This window comes from Streptomyces sp. NPDC001153 (genome assembly GCF_053598315.1).
The window spans coordinates 1-17,213 of record NZ_JBSFJZ010000009.1 but is presented as its reverse complement, the minus strand read 5'-3'; the positions used below and the strand labels follow the sequence as shown (position 1 = coordinate 17,213).

Genomic DNA, 17,213 nt, shown 5'->3' with positions numbered 1-17,213 from the left:
CGCCCCCCTTGCCTAGGCCGTCCGCAGGAAGCGGTCGAGCACCCGCACACCGAAGTGCAGCGCCTCGACCGGCACGCGCTCGTCCACACCGTGGAACAGCGCCTGGTAGTCGAAGTCCTCGGGCAGCTTCAAGGGAGTAAAACCATAGCCGGTGATGCCGAGCCGGGAGAACTGCTTGGCGTCCGTGCCGCCGGACATGCAGTACGGCACGACGTGCCCTTCGGGCGCGAACTCCTCGACGGCGGCCCGCATCTTCGCGAAGGTCGGCGAGTCCACCGGCGCCTCGAGGGCCACCTCCCGGTGCGCGAACTCCCAGCTCACGTCGGGCCCGGTCAGGTGGTCGAGGGCGGCGGTGAACTCCTCCTCGGCGCCCGGCAGACAGCGCCCGTCGACATAGGCGACCGCCTCGCCGGGGATCACGTTCAGCTTGTAACCGGCGTCCAGCATGGTCGGGTTGGCGCTGTTGCGGACGGTCGCCTCGACCAGCTTGGCCGCCGGGCCGAGCTTCTCCAGCAGCAGGTCCACGTCCGTGAAGTCGGGCTCGATGCCGTACACGGCCGCGAGTTCGGTGAGCGCGGACCGCACGGTCGGGGTGAGCCGGATGCGCCACTCGTGCTCGCCGATGCGGGTGACGGCGGCGGCGAGCCGGGTCACCGCGTTCTCCCTGTTCACCTTGGAGCCGTGTCCGGCCCGGCCGCGCGCGGTGAGTTTCAGCCAGCCGGTGCCCCGCTCCCCCGCGGCGATGGGGTAGAGCTGCCGCCCGGCGCCGTCGTGGAAGGTGAAGGCGCCGGACTCGCTGATGCCCTCGGTGCAGCCCTCGAACAGCTCGGCGTGCTGGTCGGCGAGGAACCCGGAGCCGTCCTCGGCGCTGGCCTCCTCGTCGGCGGTGAACGCGATGACGATGTCCCGGCGCGGCCGCACGCCCTGCCGGGCCCAGGAGCGGACGACCGCGAGGATCATCGCGTCCATGTTCTTCATGTCGACGGCGCCCCGCCCCCACACCACCCCGTCCCGGATCTCCCCGGAGAACGGGGGCACGCTCCAGTCGGCGGCCTCCGCGGGCACCACGTCCAGGTGACCGTGGACCAGGAGCGCGTCGGCGCAGGGGTCGGTGCCCTCGATCCGGGCGACGACATTGGTGCGGCCCGGCGTCCGCTCCAGCAGCACGGGTTCCAGTCCGGCCCCGGCCAGCCGCTCGGCCGCGTACTCCGCGGCGGGCCGCTCCCGGCAGTCCCCGCCGCCCCGGTTGGTGGTGTCGATGCGGATCAGACCGGAGGTGAACTCCACGACCTCGTCCAGGGCCTGCTGGTCGGCGGGCCTCTCAGCCATACTGCTCCTCCACGGCGGCAGAGACGATCGTGGTGACCGTCTTGAACGTCCGGATCCCCTCGTACATCGTGGCGCTGGTGTACGCCACCTTCCGCTCCGCGATGCGGGCGACCCCGGGCACGACGGTGGCCGCCATCGCCAGGTGTTCGGCGTCGAACTCGACGGCGACGGTGAACGGGCCCGCCTCGACCGGTTCATGACGCACCGCGAGCCGGGCGGCCTCCTCGGCGGCGGCGCGGATGTCGGCGGCGGTGCGCGCGGGCGTCCGGCACACCGCCGCATACCGGGACACATGGTCCTTCACCGCGACCTTCAGCGCCTCCGGCGCGTAGCCGAGCGCGTCCTCGCAGGCCACGTCGTCCCCGGTGACGAGGACGACGGGGACGCCGTACTCGGCGACGACATGCGCGTTGAGCAGGCCTTCGCTGGCGCGGGCGTCGTTCAGCCACACACCGGTGATCTGGTTGGCGAGGTAGGTGTGGGCGAGGACGCCCTCCATGCCGGCGCCCGCGTGGTAGCCGACGAACGCGATGCCGTCGACGTCGCCGTACTGCACGCCCTCCACCATCGACAGCGCCTTGTGCCGCCCGGTGAGCATCTCGACCCGCTCGTCGAGCCGCTCCAGCAGCAGGTTGCGCATGGTCCAGTGGGCCTCGTTGACGAGCACCTGGTCGGCGCCGCCGTCGAAGAAGCCCTCCACGGCGGCGTTCACGTCCGAGGTGAACATCGACCGGCACCGCTCCCACTGCGGCGTCCCCGGCAGCACGTCGGCCGGCCAGGTGACGCCCGTGGCCCCCTCCATGTCGGCACTGATGAGGATCTTCATGCTGCGTCACGTTACGCGCCGCGGAGCGGCCGGGCTACGACCCGGAGCGCCCGGTCACCGGGCGCTCCCCTGCCGACCTGTCTCCCAAGTGCCCCGCCTCTCCTGACGGACCGCCTCCTCGGCCCCGGAAAGCCGCAAAAGCCCCTTACTGCGCCCCGGCGAGGACGAACCAGTGGGCCGGCAGGTCGATGCGGGTGCCGTCGGTCAGGTACTCGGTCTGCGGCAGGGTGGTCTCCCCCTCGGCGAGGACCTTCAGCCCGGCCTCGCCGAGCAGCCGCGGGATCTCCGGGTCGTCGGCGTCGGCGGGCTTGAGGCCGTGGTGGAAGACACGCTGCAACTTGGGTCCCGGGCCACCCTCCTGGGACGCGGCGCGCCTGAGCACGTCCCGGGAGCCGGAGGTGAGTTCGGCGACGAACGCGCGGCCCTCGGTGCCGATGAGCTCGGCGACGGCGGCGGCGACCGCGGGTCGCGCCTCCGGTTCGCTCTGGTGGATGACGGCCCGCATGTAGACGTTGACGTCGCCGAGGCGCTCGTGCAGGGCACGCACGGCCTCGGAGTCGGTGAGGTCGAGCTGCTGGAACTCGACGGCGTCGTCCTGCGTGGCGCGGCGGGCGTGCTCGACGGCGGCGTGCGAGAGGTCGACGCCGACGGCGCGCGCGAAACGGGTGGCCAGGTAGCGGGTCTGGGTGCCGTTGCCGCAGCCGAGGTCGACGATGGTGCGTGCGGGGTCCGCGTGGGGCAGGAGGAGGGCGGTGTGCGGTTCGGCGGACAGGGCGGGATCGCAGTCCCAGATCGCCTCGCCCGCCTCGTCGGAGGTCTGGCTCCAGTAACTCTCCCAGTTGCTGCGGTACTTGTCCGAGACGTTCATGGCGATCTCCCCACGGTTCGGTTCCGTGATCGGAATATCGCGCGGGCCTGGAACGAGGCAAGGGGCCGGAGGCCACCTTCACCGGATGTACGGACCCTGGACAGCCTGCGGGGGGCGCGCGCCGGCAGCATGCACGCCCCCTTCGTCATCCCCTTCCGGTGAGAGCCTGTTCGAACCAGACCGTCTTGCGGTGCCCGCTGGCGCTGGCGCCCCACTCCCGGGCCAGCCGGCTGACCACGCGCAGGCCGCGGCCCGACGCGTCGTAGGGCTCGGCGGCGAGCATCTCGGGCAGCCCGGGTTCGTCGTCGGTGACCTCGAACAGCAGGGCGTCGGTACGGACCACGCGCAGCCCGACCGGCTCGCTCACCGCGTGCCGTACGGCGTTGGTGACGACCTCGCTGACCAGCAGCTCGGCGGTCTCCACGGCCTGCGGCAGACCCCACGCGAGGAGCCGTTCGCGGACCAGGCGGCGGGCCCGGGCGACCTCGCGCGGGTCGGCGTCGAGCCGCCATTCGGCGACGTGGTCGTCGGGGATGCCGTTGAGGCGGGCCATGAGCAGGGCGACGTCGTCCTTGCGGCCGCCGCGCGTGTTCAGGGCGCGGATGATGGTGTCGCAGGCGTCGTCCATGGAGGCGGCGGGGTGGGCGGCGGACTCGCAGAGCGCGGCGAGGCCCTCGCCGATGTCGGAGCCGCGCACCTCGACCAGGCCGTCGGTGCACAGCACCAGCCGGTCGCCGGGCGAGACCTTGACCCGGGTCGCCTCGAAGGGTACGCCGCCGACGCCGATGGGGGCGCCGGTGGGCAGATCGAGGAGTTCGCTGCCGCCGTCCTCCGCGCGGACCAGCACGGGCGGGATGTGTCCGGCGTTGGCCAGGTGCAGTTCGCCGCGGATCGGGTCGTAGACCGCGTACAGACAGGTGGCGAGGTAGTTGTCGCCGAGCCGACGGGCCAGGTCGTCGAGGTTGCGCAGGAGCTGGGCGGGCGGGGTCTCCATGGTGGCCATGGTCTGCACGGCGGTGCGCAACTGGCCCATCATCGCCGCAGAGTTGAGCCCGTGGCCCATCACGTCGCCGACCACGAGGGCGGTGCGCGAGCCGGGCAGTTTGATGGTGTCGAACCAGTCGCCGCCGATCCGCCCGAGCCGGGTGCCCGGCAGATACCGGGTGGCGACGTCACAGCCGGCCATCCGCGGGTTGACCTGCGGGAGCATGCTGTCCTGCAGGGTGTCGGCGACGTTCTCCTGGTAGGTGTACATGCGGGCGTTGTCGAGCACGAGGCCCGCGCGGGCGGCGAGTTCGGCGCCGGTGGTGCGGTCCATGTCGTCGAAGCCCGGCCGGTCGGGGCGGCGCATCAGCACCATGAAGCCGAGGACGACGTTGCGCGCCTTGAGCGGGACGATCAGCAGGGAGCGGCCGCCGATGAGCGGCCTGAGGTCGCGCTTCTCGAACTCGCCGGAGATGCGCTCGGACAGCTCCTCGGTGACCCGCGGGATGAGCACCGGTTCGCCGGTGACCATGCACTTGTAGAACGGCGTGTGTTCGGGGAAGGCGAAGGACTCGCCGACCGGCACGGTGTCGTCCCAGCGGCCCGGTTCGTCGTTGTGCTCGACCCACACGCGGAACATCACGGTGTGCGCGTCCGGCGGCCCGTCCGGGAAGCCCTCGCCCGCGAGGACGGCCGCGCGCAGATGGGTGCCGGCGAAGTCCGCGAAGCGGGGTACGGCGGCGCTGGTGACCTCGCGGATGGTCTCGCCGAGGTCGAGGGAGGAGCCGATGCGGGAGCTGACCTCGTTCAGGAACTCCAGCCGCTCGCGCACGGCGGCGTACTCCAGTTCCTGCTCGGCACCGGCCGGGACGACGACCGACGTCACCCGCTGCTGGGGTACGACGACCTCGGTGCGGGTGCGTCCCGCGCGGCGGGGCACGCCCCAGTACGGGGTGACCGGCACCCGGTCGGACTGGCTGAACTCCAGGACCGGATAGCCCAGTTCCAGCACCTGGGAGACGATACGGCCGCTCAGCCCCGGGCCCATGTTGGGCAGGATCTCGGGCAGCCGGCGTTCGAGTTCCTCGGAGGCGGGCAGTTCGGTGTGGCGGGCGAAGCCGGGCGAGATGCGTTCGGCGGTCTCGTCGTCGTAGCCGCGCTCGTCGCGCAGCCGGGTGGCGTCGGCGGCGAGCACCAGCAGCCGGGCCGGACCGGGGCCGACCAGCGGATAGGCCCACCAGAGCACGTCGAGCCGCTCGCCGTCGGGGGCCGGCTCGTGCGGGAAGAGCCGGGCGCGGCCGGCGGTGGCGTAGGCGGTGTGCCCGCCGAGGGAGGCCTCCAGGTCGGGGCCGAGCCCGTCGTACTCCTGGCAGGCGTCCGGTGTCATCTCGCCGCGCAGGTCCTCGGGAAGGGCGCCGGAGACGGGCAGCAGGTCGGCCGCGGCACGCCCGACGGCTTCTTCCCGGCCGACGCCGAACAGACGGCGCGCGCCACTGCTCCAGTGGGACACCAGGCCGGCGCGGTCGACGACGACCACGGCCAGTGGAATCCGGCCCGCCGCGTCGCCGACGCCGCGGCCGGGAGGTGTGTCCCGTTCGCTGCCACGGTCCATGGCCCAGGCCCTCTCTCCCCACGGCTGTACGCAAACGATCTGTGCCGCCCGCCACTACGGTACGGCGACGGCCGGTCGCGATGTGTGGCAATCCTGGAATTGGTTTCACCGGATCGCACCGCCGCGCAGCTCAGCGCCCCGCGGGCGCCGCCGCCCCCGCGCTCGCGTCAGTCCTCGTGCCCCAGCTGCAGGTCCCGTTCGGTACGGCCGCCGCCCGCGACCTGCAGCACGGTGGCGACCGGCGGGTAGCCGGCGGCGATGACGGTGTACTCGCCGGAGGAGAGGTCGACGAACCGGAACGTTCCGTCCGCTCCGGTCGTGAGGGTGTCGACGACGTTCCCGGCGGCGTCGAGGAGCGTCACGCGCGCGTCCTCCACGGGCCGTCCGCCGCTCGCCCGGACCGTGCCCCGCAGCACGGCGCCGCCCGCGAGTTCGACGTCCTGGCGGGTCTCCCGGGAGGCCTGCACGGTGACCGGGAGCGCGGCCGGGCGGAAGGCGGGGGCGCTGGCGGCGAGGGTGTACTCGCCGGCGACCAGTTCGGTGATGACGTAGCCGCCCTCACGGCCGCTGCGGGTGGTGGCGACGACCTCGCCGTGCACGTTGGTGAGGGTGACGGTGGCGTCGCGCACGGGGGTGCCGTCGGCCGTGAGCACGCTGCCGGCGAGGCGTCCGGCGCCGCCGAGGACGACGTCGAGCTCGACGGGCCGTTCGCCGACGGTGACGGAGACGGCCTGCGGCTGGTGGCCGCCGGCGGCGGCGATCAGCACGTACGAGCCCGAGCCCGGCGTGCTGAGCGCGTACCGTCCGTCCTCGCCGCTCGCGCCGCGCCCGATCTGCTGCCCGGCGACGTCGATCAGGGTGAGCGCCGCGCGGGGCACCACGGTGCCGTCGGGGTGCTGGACGGTGCCGCAGACGGGAATTCCGGCGGCGTAGGGCGAACGGGCCTGCGGGATCGGCGTGTTCATGGTCTCTGGCTCGGTTTCGGCGGTGTGGTGGGACACCAGGGGTTTCTCCTTGAGGAAGAAGGCGATGAGCAGGCCGAGGACGAGCACCGGCACGAGGTAGAGGAAGATCCGGGGCATCGCCTCGGCGTAGGCGCGGATGTAGGCGTCGCGCAGCGCCGGGGGCAGCGCGTGGACGAGCTGCGGGGTGATGGACTCGGGGTCGGGCAGCCGTGTCCCGGTGCGCGGCGGCAGTTGCCTGCGCAGGGCGTCGGTGAGCCGGTTCGCGAAGAGGGTGCCGAAGACCGCGGCGCCGACGCTGCCGCCGATCTGCCGGAAGTAGTTGTTGGCGCTGGTGGCGGTGCCGAGGTCGGCGGGCCGTACGGAGTTCTGCACGGCGAGCACGAGGACGGGCATCACCATGCCGATGCCGGCGCCGAGCACGGCCATCCAGATGCTGTAGTGCAGCCGGGGCGTGTCGGCTTCGAGGCGGGACAGCAGCCACATGCCGACCGCGGAGACGGCGCCGCCGAGCACGGGGAAGATCTTGTAGCGGCCGGTGCGGCTGATGAGCTGACCGCCGATGATGGAGGCGCCCACGATCCCGGCCATCATGGGCAGCATCAGCAGCCCGGACCCGGTGGCGCTGGCCCCGTCGACCATCTGCAGGAAGGTCGGCAGGTAGCTGGCGGCGCCGAACAGGGCGACACCGATCACGAGGCCCACCAGACCGCTGACGTCGAAGACGGAGTCGCGGAACAGCCGGAGCGGGATGAGGGGTTCGGCGGCGAAGCGCTCGACGACGAGGAAGAGGACGGCGGCGGCGAGCGCGCCGGCGCCGAGGCCGATGATCTGCCGTGAGCCCCAGGCGTACTCGGTGCCGCCCCAGCTGGTCAGCAGCACCAGGCAGGTGGAGGCGGCGGCGAGCAGCAGCGCGCCGACGACGTCGAAGCGCCCGCGCCCGGCGGGTTTGGGCAGCTTCAGCACGACCGTGACGACGGCGAGGGTCACCAGGCCGAAGGGGACGTTGACGTAGAAGCACCAGCGCCAGGACAGGTGGTCGGTGAAGTAGCCGCCGAGCAGCGGCCCGGCGACGGACGCGAGGCCGAAGGCGGCGCCGATCAGGCCCATGTAGCGGCCGCGCTGCCGGGGCGGCACGATGTCGGCGATGATCGCCTGCACGCCGATCATGAGCCCGCCGGCGCCGACTCCCTGGACCGCTCGGAAGGCGATCAGCTGGTCCATGGACTGGGCCCGGCCGGCGAACGCGGAGCCGAGGACGAAGACGGCGATGGCGAACTGGAAGACGCCCTTGCGGCCCACGAGGTCGCCGAGCTTGCCGTACAGCGGCAGGCCGATGGTGGAGGTGAGCAGATAGGCGGTGATCGCCCAGGACATCCGGTCCAGGCCGTGCAGTTCACCGACGATCTTCGGCAGCGCGGTCGCGACGATCATCTGGTCGAGCGCCGCGAGGAGCAGGGCGAGCATCAGCCCGAAGAACACCAACCGCACGCGGCGCGCGCCGAGTTCGGCGCTCTCGGCCGGTGGGACCTCGGGCGCCCCGGGGGGCGCCGTGAGCGGCTCGTCCCGCACCAGAGTCGTCCCGCCCACGTACCGCTCCCCTCGTCGCACCTGTCACATTTCCCGCATTGAGCGTCAACTGTGAACAACTGCGGTGAGTTACGGCATCATTCCGGAAGAGAGGGGGATCCACTCGAACCGGTGAAGGGGGCGGCCGGGAGGCAACCCGCCTTCACCGTGCGGGGTTTTGGTCTACTTCTCGACCTCGGCGGCGAGCCTGGCGAGCACGGCGTCGTAGATCCGGCCGAGGCCCTTGGGCGCGAAGGTCTTCTCGAAGAAGCCGCCGATGCCGCCGGCGCCCTTCCAGGTGGTGGTGACGACGACCCGGGACTTCCCCTCACCGGCCGGGGTGACGCGCCAGGTGGTCACCATGGAGGAGTTGCGGTCCTTCTCGACGAGCTCGCCGTCGGTGGGCTCGCTGACCTCCAGGAGGCAGTCGCGCACCCGCTTGCTGGTGGCCTGGAGCTTCCAGTGCACGAGGGTGCCCTCGCCGTCGCCGCCCTCGCGGACCTCGTACTCGCTGAAGTGCTCGGGCAGCAGCTTCTGCCGCGTGCCGCGGTAGTCGGCGAGGGCGTCGAACACCTTCTCCGCGTCCGCCGCGACGACCCGCTCCGTAGTGGCCTCGACCTGCGCCATTGCGTTCCTCCAGGACCGTGTTTCTCGGGGTTGGGGAAAGCCAACCACCCCGGTGCCCGGCCGCCAAATCCGGGGTCGCCGTCAAGGATCCTCACCAGGGCTCGCACGATCATGGGAACAGATGTTCTATTGTGTGCCGCAGTGCTACCGAGGAGGCGTCATGCGCTGGGAGAACCTCACGGGCGAGAGCGAACACGGCCGGGCCGCGGAGGCGGCGCTGTTCGGCGCGGACGCCGTCATCACCCGCACGTTCGACACGCCCGAGTTCCGCGGGATCACCTTCCACGAGGTCCGGGCGCGCTCGGTGCTCAACCGGGTGCCGGGCGCCTCGCGCATGCCGTTCGAGTGGACCGTGAACCCCTACCGGGGCTGCACGCACGCGTGCGTCTACTGCTTCGCCAGGAAGACGCACGGTTATCTGGACCTCGACACCGGCATAGGCTTCGACACCCAGATCGTCGTCAAGGTGAACGCGCCCGAGGTGCTGCGCCGCCAGCTCGCCTCCCGCCGCTGGCAGGGCGATCACGTGGCGATGGGCACGAACGTCGACTGCTACCAGCGCGCCGAGGGCCGCTACCGCCTGATGCCGGGCATCATCTCGGCCCTGACCGAGCACGCCAACCCGTTCTCGATCCTCACCAAGGGCACCCTGATCCTGCGCGACCTGGACCTGCTGGTCCGGGCGGCCGAGGTGACGGACATCGGCATCTCGGTCTCCGTCGGCTTCCTCGACACCGAGCTGTGGCGCACGGTGGAGCCGGGCACGCCCGCGCCGGAGCGCCGCCTGGACGTCGTGCGCACGCTGGGCGAGCACGGCATCGGCTGCGGGGTGCTGATGGCGCCGGTCATCCCGTTCCTGAGCGACCATCCGGACCGGCTGCGGGCCACGGTACGGGCGATCGCGGCGGCCGGGGCCACCTCCGTCACCCCCTTGGTGCTGCATCTGCGGCCCGGCGCGCGGGAGTGGTTCATGGCCTGGCTCGGGCAGCACCATCCGCACCTGGTGCAGCGCTACGAGCGGCTGTACGCGGAGGGTGCGTACGCACCCAAGTGGTACCAGCGCCGGATCACCCGTCAGGTGCACGAGCTGGCCGAGGAGTTCGGCATCGGCCCCTCCCGCCCGGGCCTGGCCCGCCGGATCCGCCCGGCGCAGCCCGCCGAGCCCCCGGCCCTGACCGAACCGACCCAGCTCACCCTCCTGTGAGGGCATGGCCCACCCCGGTGTGAGGGCGTCTCCCCCAACTCGGGGCGTTCGAGGGCTTCGGGCGACCCAAACGGGTCAACTATGCCTATAACGCGTTCTTCAGGGCGCCGATTCCGGGACGATGCGGCGGAAGATGTGGCCCTCGCGGTCCGCCGACACCTCCGTCCCGGGAGGACGCATGAGAACACGCGCAGCCGTGCTGTGCGCAGCCGCCGCCCTGCTGGCGGGCTCGCTCTCCGCCGCCCCCGCGGGGGCCGCCCCGTTGCCACACCTCAACTGGAAGAAGTGCCCCACCGGCGACTATCCGACGCTCCAGTGCGCCTCCCTGAAGGTGCCGTTGGACCACGCGCACCCGTCGGGCCGGCAGATCACGCTCGCCCTCTCCCGCGTCCCGCACACCGCGAAGACCTCCCAGGGACCGCTGCTGGTCAACCCCGGCGGCCCCGGCGGCAGCGGACTGACGCTCGCCGGGTTCGTCGCCTCGGCACTGCCCCGGAGCGTGGCCGCACAGTACGACGTCATCGGCTTCGACCCACGCGGGGTGGGCCGGAGCAGCCCGGCCCTGGTCTGCGCCCCGGGCCACTTCAAGACGGTGCGCCCGGACACCGTGCCCGCCACGGCGGCGCTGGAGCGGACCGACCTCGCACGCGCCCGGTCCTTCGCCGCCGCCTGCGGGCGCACGTACGCCGACGTGCTGCCGTACATCGACACCGTCAGCGCCGTGCGCGACATGGACTCCGTCCGCCGGGCGCTCGGCGCGCCGCGGATCAGCTACTTCGGCTACTCCTACGGCACCTACCTCGGCGCGGTCTACGCGAAGCTGTACCCGCAGCGGGTCCGGCGCCTGGTGCTGGACTCGGTCGTCGACCCGGCCGGCGTCTGGTACGAGGACAACCTCGGCCAGGACTACGCCTTCAACGAGCGCCATCGCGCGCTGATGGCCTGGATCGCCCGGTACGACTCCACGTACCACCTCGGCAGCAATCCCGAGGACGTCGCGGCCGAGTGGTACGCGATGCGGGCGGCCCTGGCGAAGAAGCCGGCCGACGGCAAGGTGGGCGCCTCGGAGCTGGAGGACACCTTCATCCCCGGCGGCTACTACGACGGTTACTGGCCCTACCTGGCCGAGGCGTTCGCGGCGTACGTGCGCGACAGGAACACCGGGCCGCTGGTGGAGGCGTACGAGAACCTCGGTGCCGTGGGCGGCTCGGGGGACAACGGCTACAGCGTGTACACGGCGGTGCAGTGCCGTGACGCCAACTGGCCCGGCAGCTGGACCCGGTGGCGCGCGGACACCTGGCGGGTGTACGGCAAGGCGCCCTTCATGGCCTGGAACAACACCTGGTACAACGCGCCCTGCGCGTTCTGGCCGACCGCGCGGCGCAAGCCGGTGAACATCGCCAACGCCGCGCTGCCGCCGGTGCTTCTCTTCCAGGCGACGGACGACGCGGCCACGCCGTACGCCGGCGGTGTCACGGCGCACCGGCTGCTCGCCCGGTCCAGCCTGGTGGTCGAGGCGGGCGGCGGCAACCACGGCATCACGCTGAGCGGCAACGCCTGCCTGGACAGGTACCTGGCCGCGTATCTGACGGACGGCAGGGTGCCGCGCGGCAAGGGGGTCGCCGACGCCGTCTGCGCGAAGTCGCCCGACCCGAAACCCCTGGCGGCGAAGGCGGCGTCGACGTCGGCACGCGGTTCGGCGCTGCACGGCCTGCTGGGCTTCCGCCGCTAGGAAGGGGGTCCGCCGGCAGGAGGGCTCCGGGACCCGTCGGGGGTTGTCAGCGGCGTGCTCCATCATGGAGCCATGACCGAGCCGACCCGCATCCCCGCCCCCGACGGCGTGGCCCCCGCGACCCAGTACAGCCACGTCGTCTCGGCGACCGGCCGCTTCGTCGCCGTCTCCGGCCAGCTCGCCCTGGACGAGAACGGCAAGCTGGTCGGTGAGGGCGACCCCGCGGCCCAGGCCCGCCAGGTCTTCGAGAACCTCAGGCGCTGCCTCGCCGCGGCCGGCGCCGGCTTCGAACACGTGGTGAAGCTGACCTACTTCGTCACCGACACGGCCCACCTCCCGGCCATCCGCGCGGCCCGTGCCGCCCACATACCCGACGACCGCCTCCCGGCATCCTCCGCGGTCCAGGTGGCCGCGCTGGTGGCCCCGGAGTTCCTGATGGAGATCGAGGCGCTCGCGGTGGTGGCCGGGTGACCTCCGTGGACGTCCGGGAGATGGCCCTCGCCGACTGCGGCCGCGTCTCCGAGATCCGCATCCGTGGCTGGCAGCACGCCTATCGGGAGCTGATGCCGCAGTCGTACCTGGACGGGCTCAGCGTCGAGGCGGACGCCGAACGGCGGCGGGCCTGGTTCGCCCAGGGGGACGGCTCGGTGGTGAACCTGGTGGCCGAGCAGGAGGGAAAGGTTCTCGGCTGGGCGGCGTGCGGGCCGTACCGGGACGGTGAAGTACGCACCCGGGACGCCGAGTTGTACGCCGTCTACGTCGATCCCGCACACCTCGGCGCGGGCGTGGGCCGGGCCTTGCTGGCCGAGGCGGTCGAGCGGTGCTCGTCGTACCCGCGCATGTATCTGTGGGTCGTGCGCGGCAACGCCCCGGCCCGCCGCTTCTACGAGCGCGCCGGTTTCCGGCCGGACGGCGCCGAGGAGCCGTCCGAGGCGGGCGGTGTGTCCGTGCCCGAGGTGCGGTACGTCAGGGAGCTGCCCGGTCGGCGGGGCGTCACCTCGCCTCCCTCTGCCGCGGGATGAGGGCCAGCGCCCGTACCGCCGCCTGAGCGAGGGCCGGATGGGCCAGGGCCTCCTTCAGGACGCGGCGGGCGCGGGGGTCACCGAGGGCGCCGAGGCCCTCCACGCAGGCGAGGGCGACGCGGCGGTAGGGGTCGTGCGGCCGCAGCCGGCGTTCCAGGGTGGTGATCAGGGCGGGCACGGACTCCGGGGCCCGCAGGTCGGTCAGCAGCCGCACCGGGTGCAGGGCGTAGGCGACGCGGAGTTCGTTGGTGGCGAGGGCCGCCGCGGCGCGGGCCGTGCGGGGGTCGCCCAGGCGGGCGAGGGCATGGGCGGCGGAGGCGCAGCGCGGGGCGTCGCGGTGGTTGAGGAGGAGCACCAGGGACTCGAAGGCGCGCCGGTCGCCGGCGAGGCCGAGCCGGAACGCGGCCAGTTCCCTGGCCCACAGCGGCTGCCCGGGCGCGGTGAGCACCTCCGCGAGTTCGTCGTGGTCCTCGGTCGCCAGCAACCGGTCGAACGCCGCCGAGCCGTGCGACTCCTGCCGTAAGCGCTCCGTGAGCGATCGCAACTCTTCGTCCACGAAGTCCAGCGTAGGCGGGTGGCGGGGCCGGAGGGAGCTACATCACAAAGTCCGCCCGGACTCAGCTCTGGCGCGCTCGTTACTCGCGGGTTAAGCTCAGACGAGCGAGTTACCCACTCGCACTTCCGCTGGCGACGGTTTGGTGACGCAGCCGTTGTGAGCGTTGTCGGTTCGGTACGACGTACCGCAGTACGACCCGGCTCCGGGACAGGGCCGGTCGGATTCCCTGCCGATGGCCGTCGGCGGGCGTGTGCAACGCCCGTGGCACCCGGCAGCACCGGGCGTGTGCGCTCGCAGCCCGGAAAACACCCGCAATTCTCTCCGCTCCGCGGTGCGCCCTCCCGGCGCACCCGGCGCGCTCCTCGTCGTCACCCTCATTTCTGGAGTCCCGCGATGGCCACTCCCCTTTCCGACTCAAGCCTGTCCCCCCTCAAGACGATCGCCGTCGTCGGCCTCGGCACCATGGGCACCGGCATCACCGAGGTCCTCGCCAAGGCGGGCCGCGAGGTGATCGGCATCGACATCAGCGAGGCCCAGGCCGCGAGGTGTGTCGCCGCCCTGGAGGCCCGCACCGCCCAGTGCGTGGAGCGCGGCCGGCTCACCGAGCAGGAGCGCGCCGACGCCCTGGCCCGGGTCCGCACCGCCACCGACCTGTCGGCGGCCGCCGAGGCCGACCTCGTCATCGAGGTGGCCCCGGAGTCGTACGAGACCAAGCACCAGATCTTCCGCGAGCTGGACGGTGTCGTCCGCCCGGAGACGATCCTCGCGACCGGCACCAACGCCCTGTCCGTCACCCGCCTCGCCGCCGACTCGGCCCGCCCCGAGCGCGTGCTCGGCCTGCACTTCTTCAACCCGGCGCCGGCCATGAAGCTGGTCGAGATCGTCTCCTCGGTGCTGACCGCGCCGGGCGCCGTCGCCGCCGTCACCGATCTCGCGATCGAGCTGGGCAAGGAGCCGGTCGCGGTCGGCGACCGCCCCGGTTTCGTCGCGGACGGCCTGCTCTTCGGCTACCTCAACCAGGCCGCCGCGATGTACGAGGCCAGCTACGCCTCCCGCGAGGACATCGACGCGGCGATGCGGCTCGGCTGCGGCCTGCCGATGGGCCCGCTCGCGCTGCTGGACCTGATCGGCATCGACACCGCGCGTACGGTCCTGGAGGCCATGTACGCCGAGTCCCGCGACCGGCTGCACGCTCCGGCCCCGATCCTGAAGCAGCTCAGCGAGGCGGGCCTGACCGGCCGCAAGTCCGGGCGCGGCTTCTACACGTACGAGGCGCCGGGCAGCGCCACGGTCGTGCCGGACGCGCTGACTCCGGCGGCGGACGGCGCGACGGCCCAGGGGCGCGAGGTCCGCTCCGTCGGCGTCGCCGGCTCCGGCACCATGGCCTCCGGCATCGCCGAGGTGTTCGCCAAGGCGGGCTACGACGTCGTGCTGGCCGCCCGCAGCGAGGAGAAGGCCCAAGCGGCCAAGGCCCGGATCGGCAAGTCGCTTTCGCGCTCTGTCGACAAGGGCCGGCTGACCGCCGAGGCCGCCGCCCAGATCCTGGACCGGATCGCCCCGGCCGGGTCCTACGACGCCTTCGCCGAGGTCGACCTGGCCGTCGAGGCGATCGCCGAGGACCTGGAGATCAAGCGGCAGCTGTTCGCCACGCTGGACAAGGTCTGCAAGCCCGGCGCGGTCCTCGCCACCACCACCTCCTCGCTGCCCGTCGTCGCCTGCGCCCGCGCCACCTCGCGCCCGCAGGACGTCATCGGCATGCACTTCTTCAACCCGGCCCCGGCGATGAAGCTGGTCGAGGTCGTGCGGACCGTGCTGACCGCCGACGACGTCCACGCGACGGTCCGCCAGGTCTGCGCCAAGATCAAGAAGCACGCGGTGGACTGCGGCGACCGTGCCGGCTTCATCGTCAACGCGCTGCTGTTCCCGTACCTGAACAACGCGATCAAGATGGTCGAGGAGCACTACGCGTCCCTGGACGACATCGACGCGGCGATGAAGCTCGGCGGCGGCTACCCGATGGGCCCCTTCGAGCTGCTGGACGTGGTCGGCCTGGACGTCTCGCTGGCCATCGAGAAGGTCCTGCACCGCGAGTTCCGCGACCCCGGCCTCGCCCCGGCCCCGCTGCTGGAGCACCTGGTGGCCGCGGGCTGCCTCGGCCGCAAGACCGGCCGCGGCTTCCGCGAGTATGCCCGCCGCTGACGGCGGCGGGGACTGGTCCCACGCGGAGACGGACTGGGGCGGACTGCTCGGCCCGGTGGACGTTCCCCCGCCCTCCTGGGGCGGGGGAGGCTCCCCGGCGGAGGCGGGCCGCCGGGGCGGGGAAAACCCCTCACCCGCGCACCGAACTGGGCACATGCAGTACGTTCGGGTCATGTCCCAGCCCGCCAAGTCCTCACGTACACCAGCTACGCCCGACGCGCCGGAAAGTGCCGCAGGCAGTCGCGCCGCCGCCCAGCGGCTCAAGATGCGCCGAGAACTGGCGGCCGCAGCGATGGAGCTGTTCGCGACCAAGGGGTACGAGGCGACCACCGTCGACGAGATCGCGGCCGCCGCCGGAGTCGCCCGCCGCACCTTCTTCCGCCACTTCCGCTCCAAGGAAGAGGCGATCTTCCCGGACCACGACGACACCCTGATCCGCGCCGAGGCGGTCCTGAACGCCGCCCCCGCGCACGAGCACCCGCTCGACACGGTGTGCCGCGGCATCAAGGAAGTCATGAGGATGTACGCCGCCGCCCCGGAGATCTCGGTCGCCCGCTACAAGCTCACCCGCGAGGTGCCGACCCTCAGGGAGGCCGAGATCGCCTCGGTGGCCCGGTACGAGCGCCTGTTCACCCGCTATCTCCTGGGCCACTTCGACGAGCACGCGCACGCCGACGACGCCAACGACGACCCGCTGCTGGCCGAGGTGGCCGCCTCCGCCGTCGTCACCGCCCACAACCACGTCCTCAGGCGCTGGCTGCGGGCGGGCGGCCAGGGCGACGTGGAGGCGCAGCTCGACCACGCCTTCGCGATCGTCCGGAAGACGTTCGGCACCGGCATCGGCGCCGGACGCGGCTCGGCCCCCACGCCGGCCGCCACCGCCCCGGCGACGGCCTCCGCGCACGGCGAGGTGCTCGTCACGGTCGCCCGCACCGACGCCCCGCTGGACGAGGTCATGCGAACCATCGAGGAGGCGCTGAAAGAGCGCTGAGCGAGGCTCGGAAGGAGCGCCGAGCCTCGCTCCCCCACTGTGACGACGGCCACCCGACCGGGTGGCCGTTTTGCCATGTCAGGGCCCGTTTTCCAGCAGATTTCAAGCGCCGTTCGATCGATCATCGCTCATCTGTTACGTAAAGATTTCACCTGAGCTCAAGTTCTGGCACTCAGTGCCTTGTCACCTGACACGCGGTGTCATACGTTGAAGGGGTCCGGGCGGCCGGCGAGCAGAGACCGTTCGCTCGCCGGCTGTCCCCAAGGGCCATGGCCCCCACGCCCGGACGCCTGCGTCACAGGCACCCTCCCGCGCCACAAAGCGCTGCCGAAGCACCACCGGGCCGAACCGACGGCACCTCCCCCAAAACCCTCAGCAGCACTCCCAAGCAGCAGCACCGACGAACCCTCAGCGCCCCTCCCTCAGGGCGCTCACCGCCGGAGGCAACACCGTGACCGTGAAGGACATCCTGGACGCGATCCAGTCGAAGGACGCCACGTCCGCCGACTTCGCCGCCCTGCCGCTCCCCGACTCGTACCGCGCGATCACCGTGCACAAGGACGAGACGGAGATGTTCGCGGGCCTTCAGACCCGCGACAAGGACCCGCGCAAGTCGATCCACCTCGACGACGTCCCCGTGCCGGAACTCGGCCCGGGCGAGGCCCTGGTGGCCGTCATGGCCTCCTCGGTCAACTACAACTCGGTGTGGACCTCGATCTTCGAGCCCCTGCC

At 72.3% G+C, this 17,213-nt stretch carries 13 protein-coding genes and 1 pseudogene; 7 read left to right on the top strand and 7 right to left on the bottom strand.

Going from position 1 to position 17,213, the window contains the following annotated elements; translation table 11 throughout:
- Nucleotides 1–12: 12 nt before the first annotated feature.
- The 6 genes from ACWDEN_RS12375 to ACWDEN_RS12350 form a co-directional block, all read right to left on the bottom strand.
- Nucleotides 13–1,329: a M20/M25/M40 family metallo-hydrolase gene (locus ACWDEN_RS12375; protein WP_450858687.1), complete on the bottom strand. Its 1,317-nt coding sequence runs from the start codon at nucleotides 1,327–1,329 to the stop codon at nucleotides 13–15.
- Nucleotides 1,322–2,155, bottom strand: coding sequence for a M55 family metallopeptidase (locus ACWDEN_RS12370; protein WP_450858685.1), 834 nt, complete (start codon nucleotides 2,153–2,155; stop codon nucleotides 1,322–1,324). Before ACWDEN_RS12370 ends, ACWDEN_RS12375 begins: the two co-directional genes overlap by 8 nt.
- 145 nt (nucleotides 2,156–2,300) lie before the next feature.
- Nucleotides 2,301–3,023 (bottom strand): class I SAM-dependent methyltransferase, encoded by a 723-nt coding sequence (locus tag ACWDEN_RS12365; protein ID WP_450858683.1) that lies wholly within the window; start codon nucleotides 3,021–3,023, stop codon nucleotides 2,301–2,303.
- A gap of 145 nt (nucleotides 3,024–3,168) precedes the next feature.
- Nucleotides 3,169–5,619, bottom strand: a complete 2,451-nt coding sequence (locus ACWDEN_RS12360) for an ATP-binding SpoIIE family protein phosphatase (RefSeq protein WP_351606466.1) — start codon at nucleotides 5,617–5,619, stop codon at nucleotides 3,169–3,171.
- Between the two features lie 167 nt (nucleotides 5,620–5,786).
- Entirely contained in the window at nucleotides 5,787–8,171 is a 2,385-nt protein-coding gene (locus ACWDEN_RS12355; protein WP_450858681.1) for an MFS transporter, read from the bottom strand.
- Between the two features lie 162 nt (nucleotides 8,172–8,333).
- Nucleotides 8,334–8,777, bottom strand: coding sequence for an SRPBCC family protein (locus ACWDEN_RS12350; RefSeq protein WP_153545860.1), 444 nt, complete (start codon nucleotides 8,775–8,777; stop codon nucleotides 8,334–8,336).
- A gap of 160 nt (nucleotides 8,778–8,937) precedes the next feature.
- Between ACWDEN_RS12350 and ACWDEN_RS12345 the strand changes: the two genes are divergently transcribed.
- The 4 genes from ACWDEN_RS12345 (at nucleotide 8,938) to ACWDEN_RS12330 (ending at nucleotide 12,735) form a co-directional block, all read left to right on the top strand.
- A complete protein-coding gene (locus tag ACWDEN_RS12345; RefSeq protein ID WP_450858678.1) occupies nucleotides 8,938–9,981 on the top strand; it encodes an Rv2578c family radical SAM protein in 1,044 nt (347 codons plus the stop codon).
- Nucleotides 9,982–10,159: 178 nt separating this feature from the next.
- Entirely contained in the window at nucleotides 10,160–11,713 is a 1,554-nt protein-coding gene (locus ACWDEN_RS12340) for an alpha/beta hydrolase (protein WP_450858676.1), read from the top strand.
- Between the two features lie 72 nt (nucleotides 11,714–11,785).
- Entirely contained in the window at nucleotides 11,786–12,184 is a 399-nt protein-coding gene (locus tag ACWDEN_RS12335; protein WP_351606455.1) for a RidA family protein, read from the top strand.
- 20 nt (nucleotides 12,185–12,204) lie between these two features.
- Entirely contained in the window at nucleotides 12,205–12,735 is a 531-nt protein-coding gene (locus ACWDEN_RS12330; protein WP_450858911.1) for an N-acetyltransferase family protein, read from the top strand.
- On the opposite strand, the gene ACWDEN_RS12325 is transcribed toward ACWDEN_RS12330, so the two are convergent.
- A complete protein-coding gene (locus ACWDEN_RS12325) occupies nucleotides 12,707–13,291 on the bottom strand; it encodes an adenylosuccinate lyase (protein ID WP_351606450.1) in 585 nt (194 codons plus the stop codon). The two genes, ACWDEN_RS12330 and ACWDEN_RS12325, sit on opposite strands and share 29 nt — an antisense overlap.
- Before the next feature lie 393 nt (nucleotides 13,292–13,684).
- On the opposite strand from ACWDEN_RS12325, the gene ACWDEN_RS12320 reads away from it, so the two are divergent.
- The 3 genes and pseudogenes from ACWDEN_RS12320 to ACWDEN_RS12310 all read left to right on the top strand — a co-directional run.
- On the top strand, nucleotides 13,685–15,490 hold the full coding sequence (locus ACWDEN_RS12320; RefSeq protein ID WP_351606447.1) for a 3-hydroxyacyl-CoA dehydrogenase family protein: 1,806 nt from the start codon (nucleotides 13,685–13,687) through the stop codon (nucleotides 15,488–15,490).
- 172 nt (nucleotides 15,491–15,662) lie between these two features.
- Nucleotides 15,663–16,481, top strand: coding sequence for a TetR family transcriptional regulator (locus ACWDEN_RS12315; protein WP_351606446.1), 819 nt, complete (start codon nucleotides 15,663–15,665; stop codon nucleotides 16,479–16,481).
- 457 nt (nucleotides 16,482–16,938) lie between these two features.
- A pseudogene (locus tag ACWDEN_RS12310) lies at nucleotides 16,939–17,213 on the top strand (crotonyl-CoA carboxylase/reductase); the annotation flags it as partial.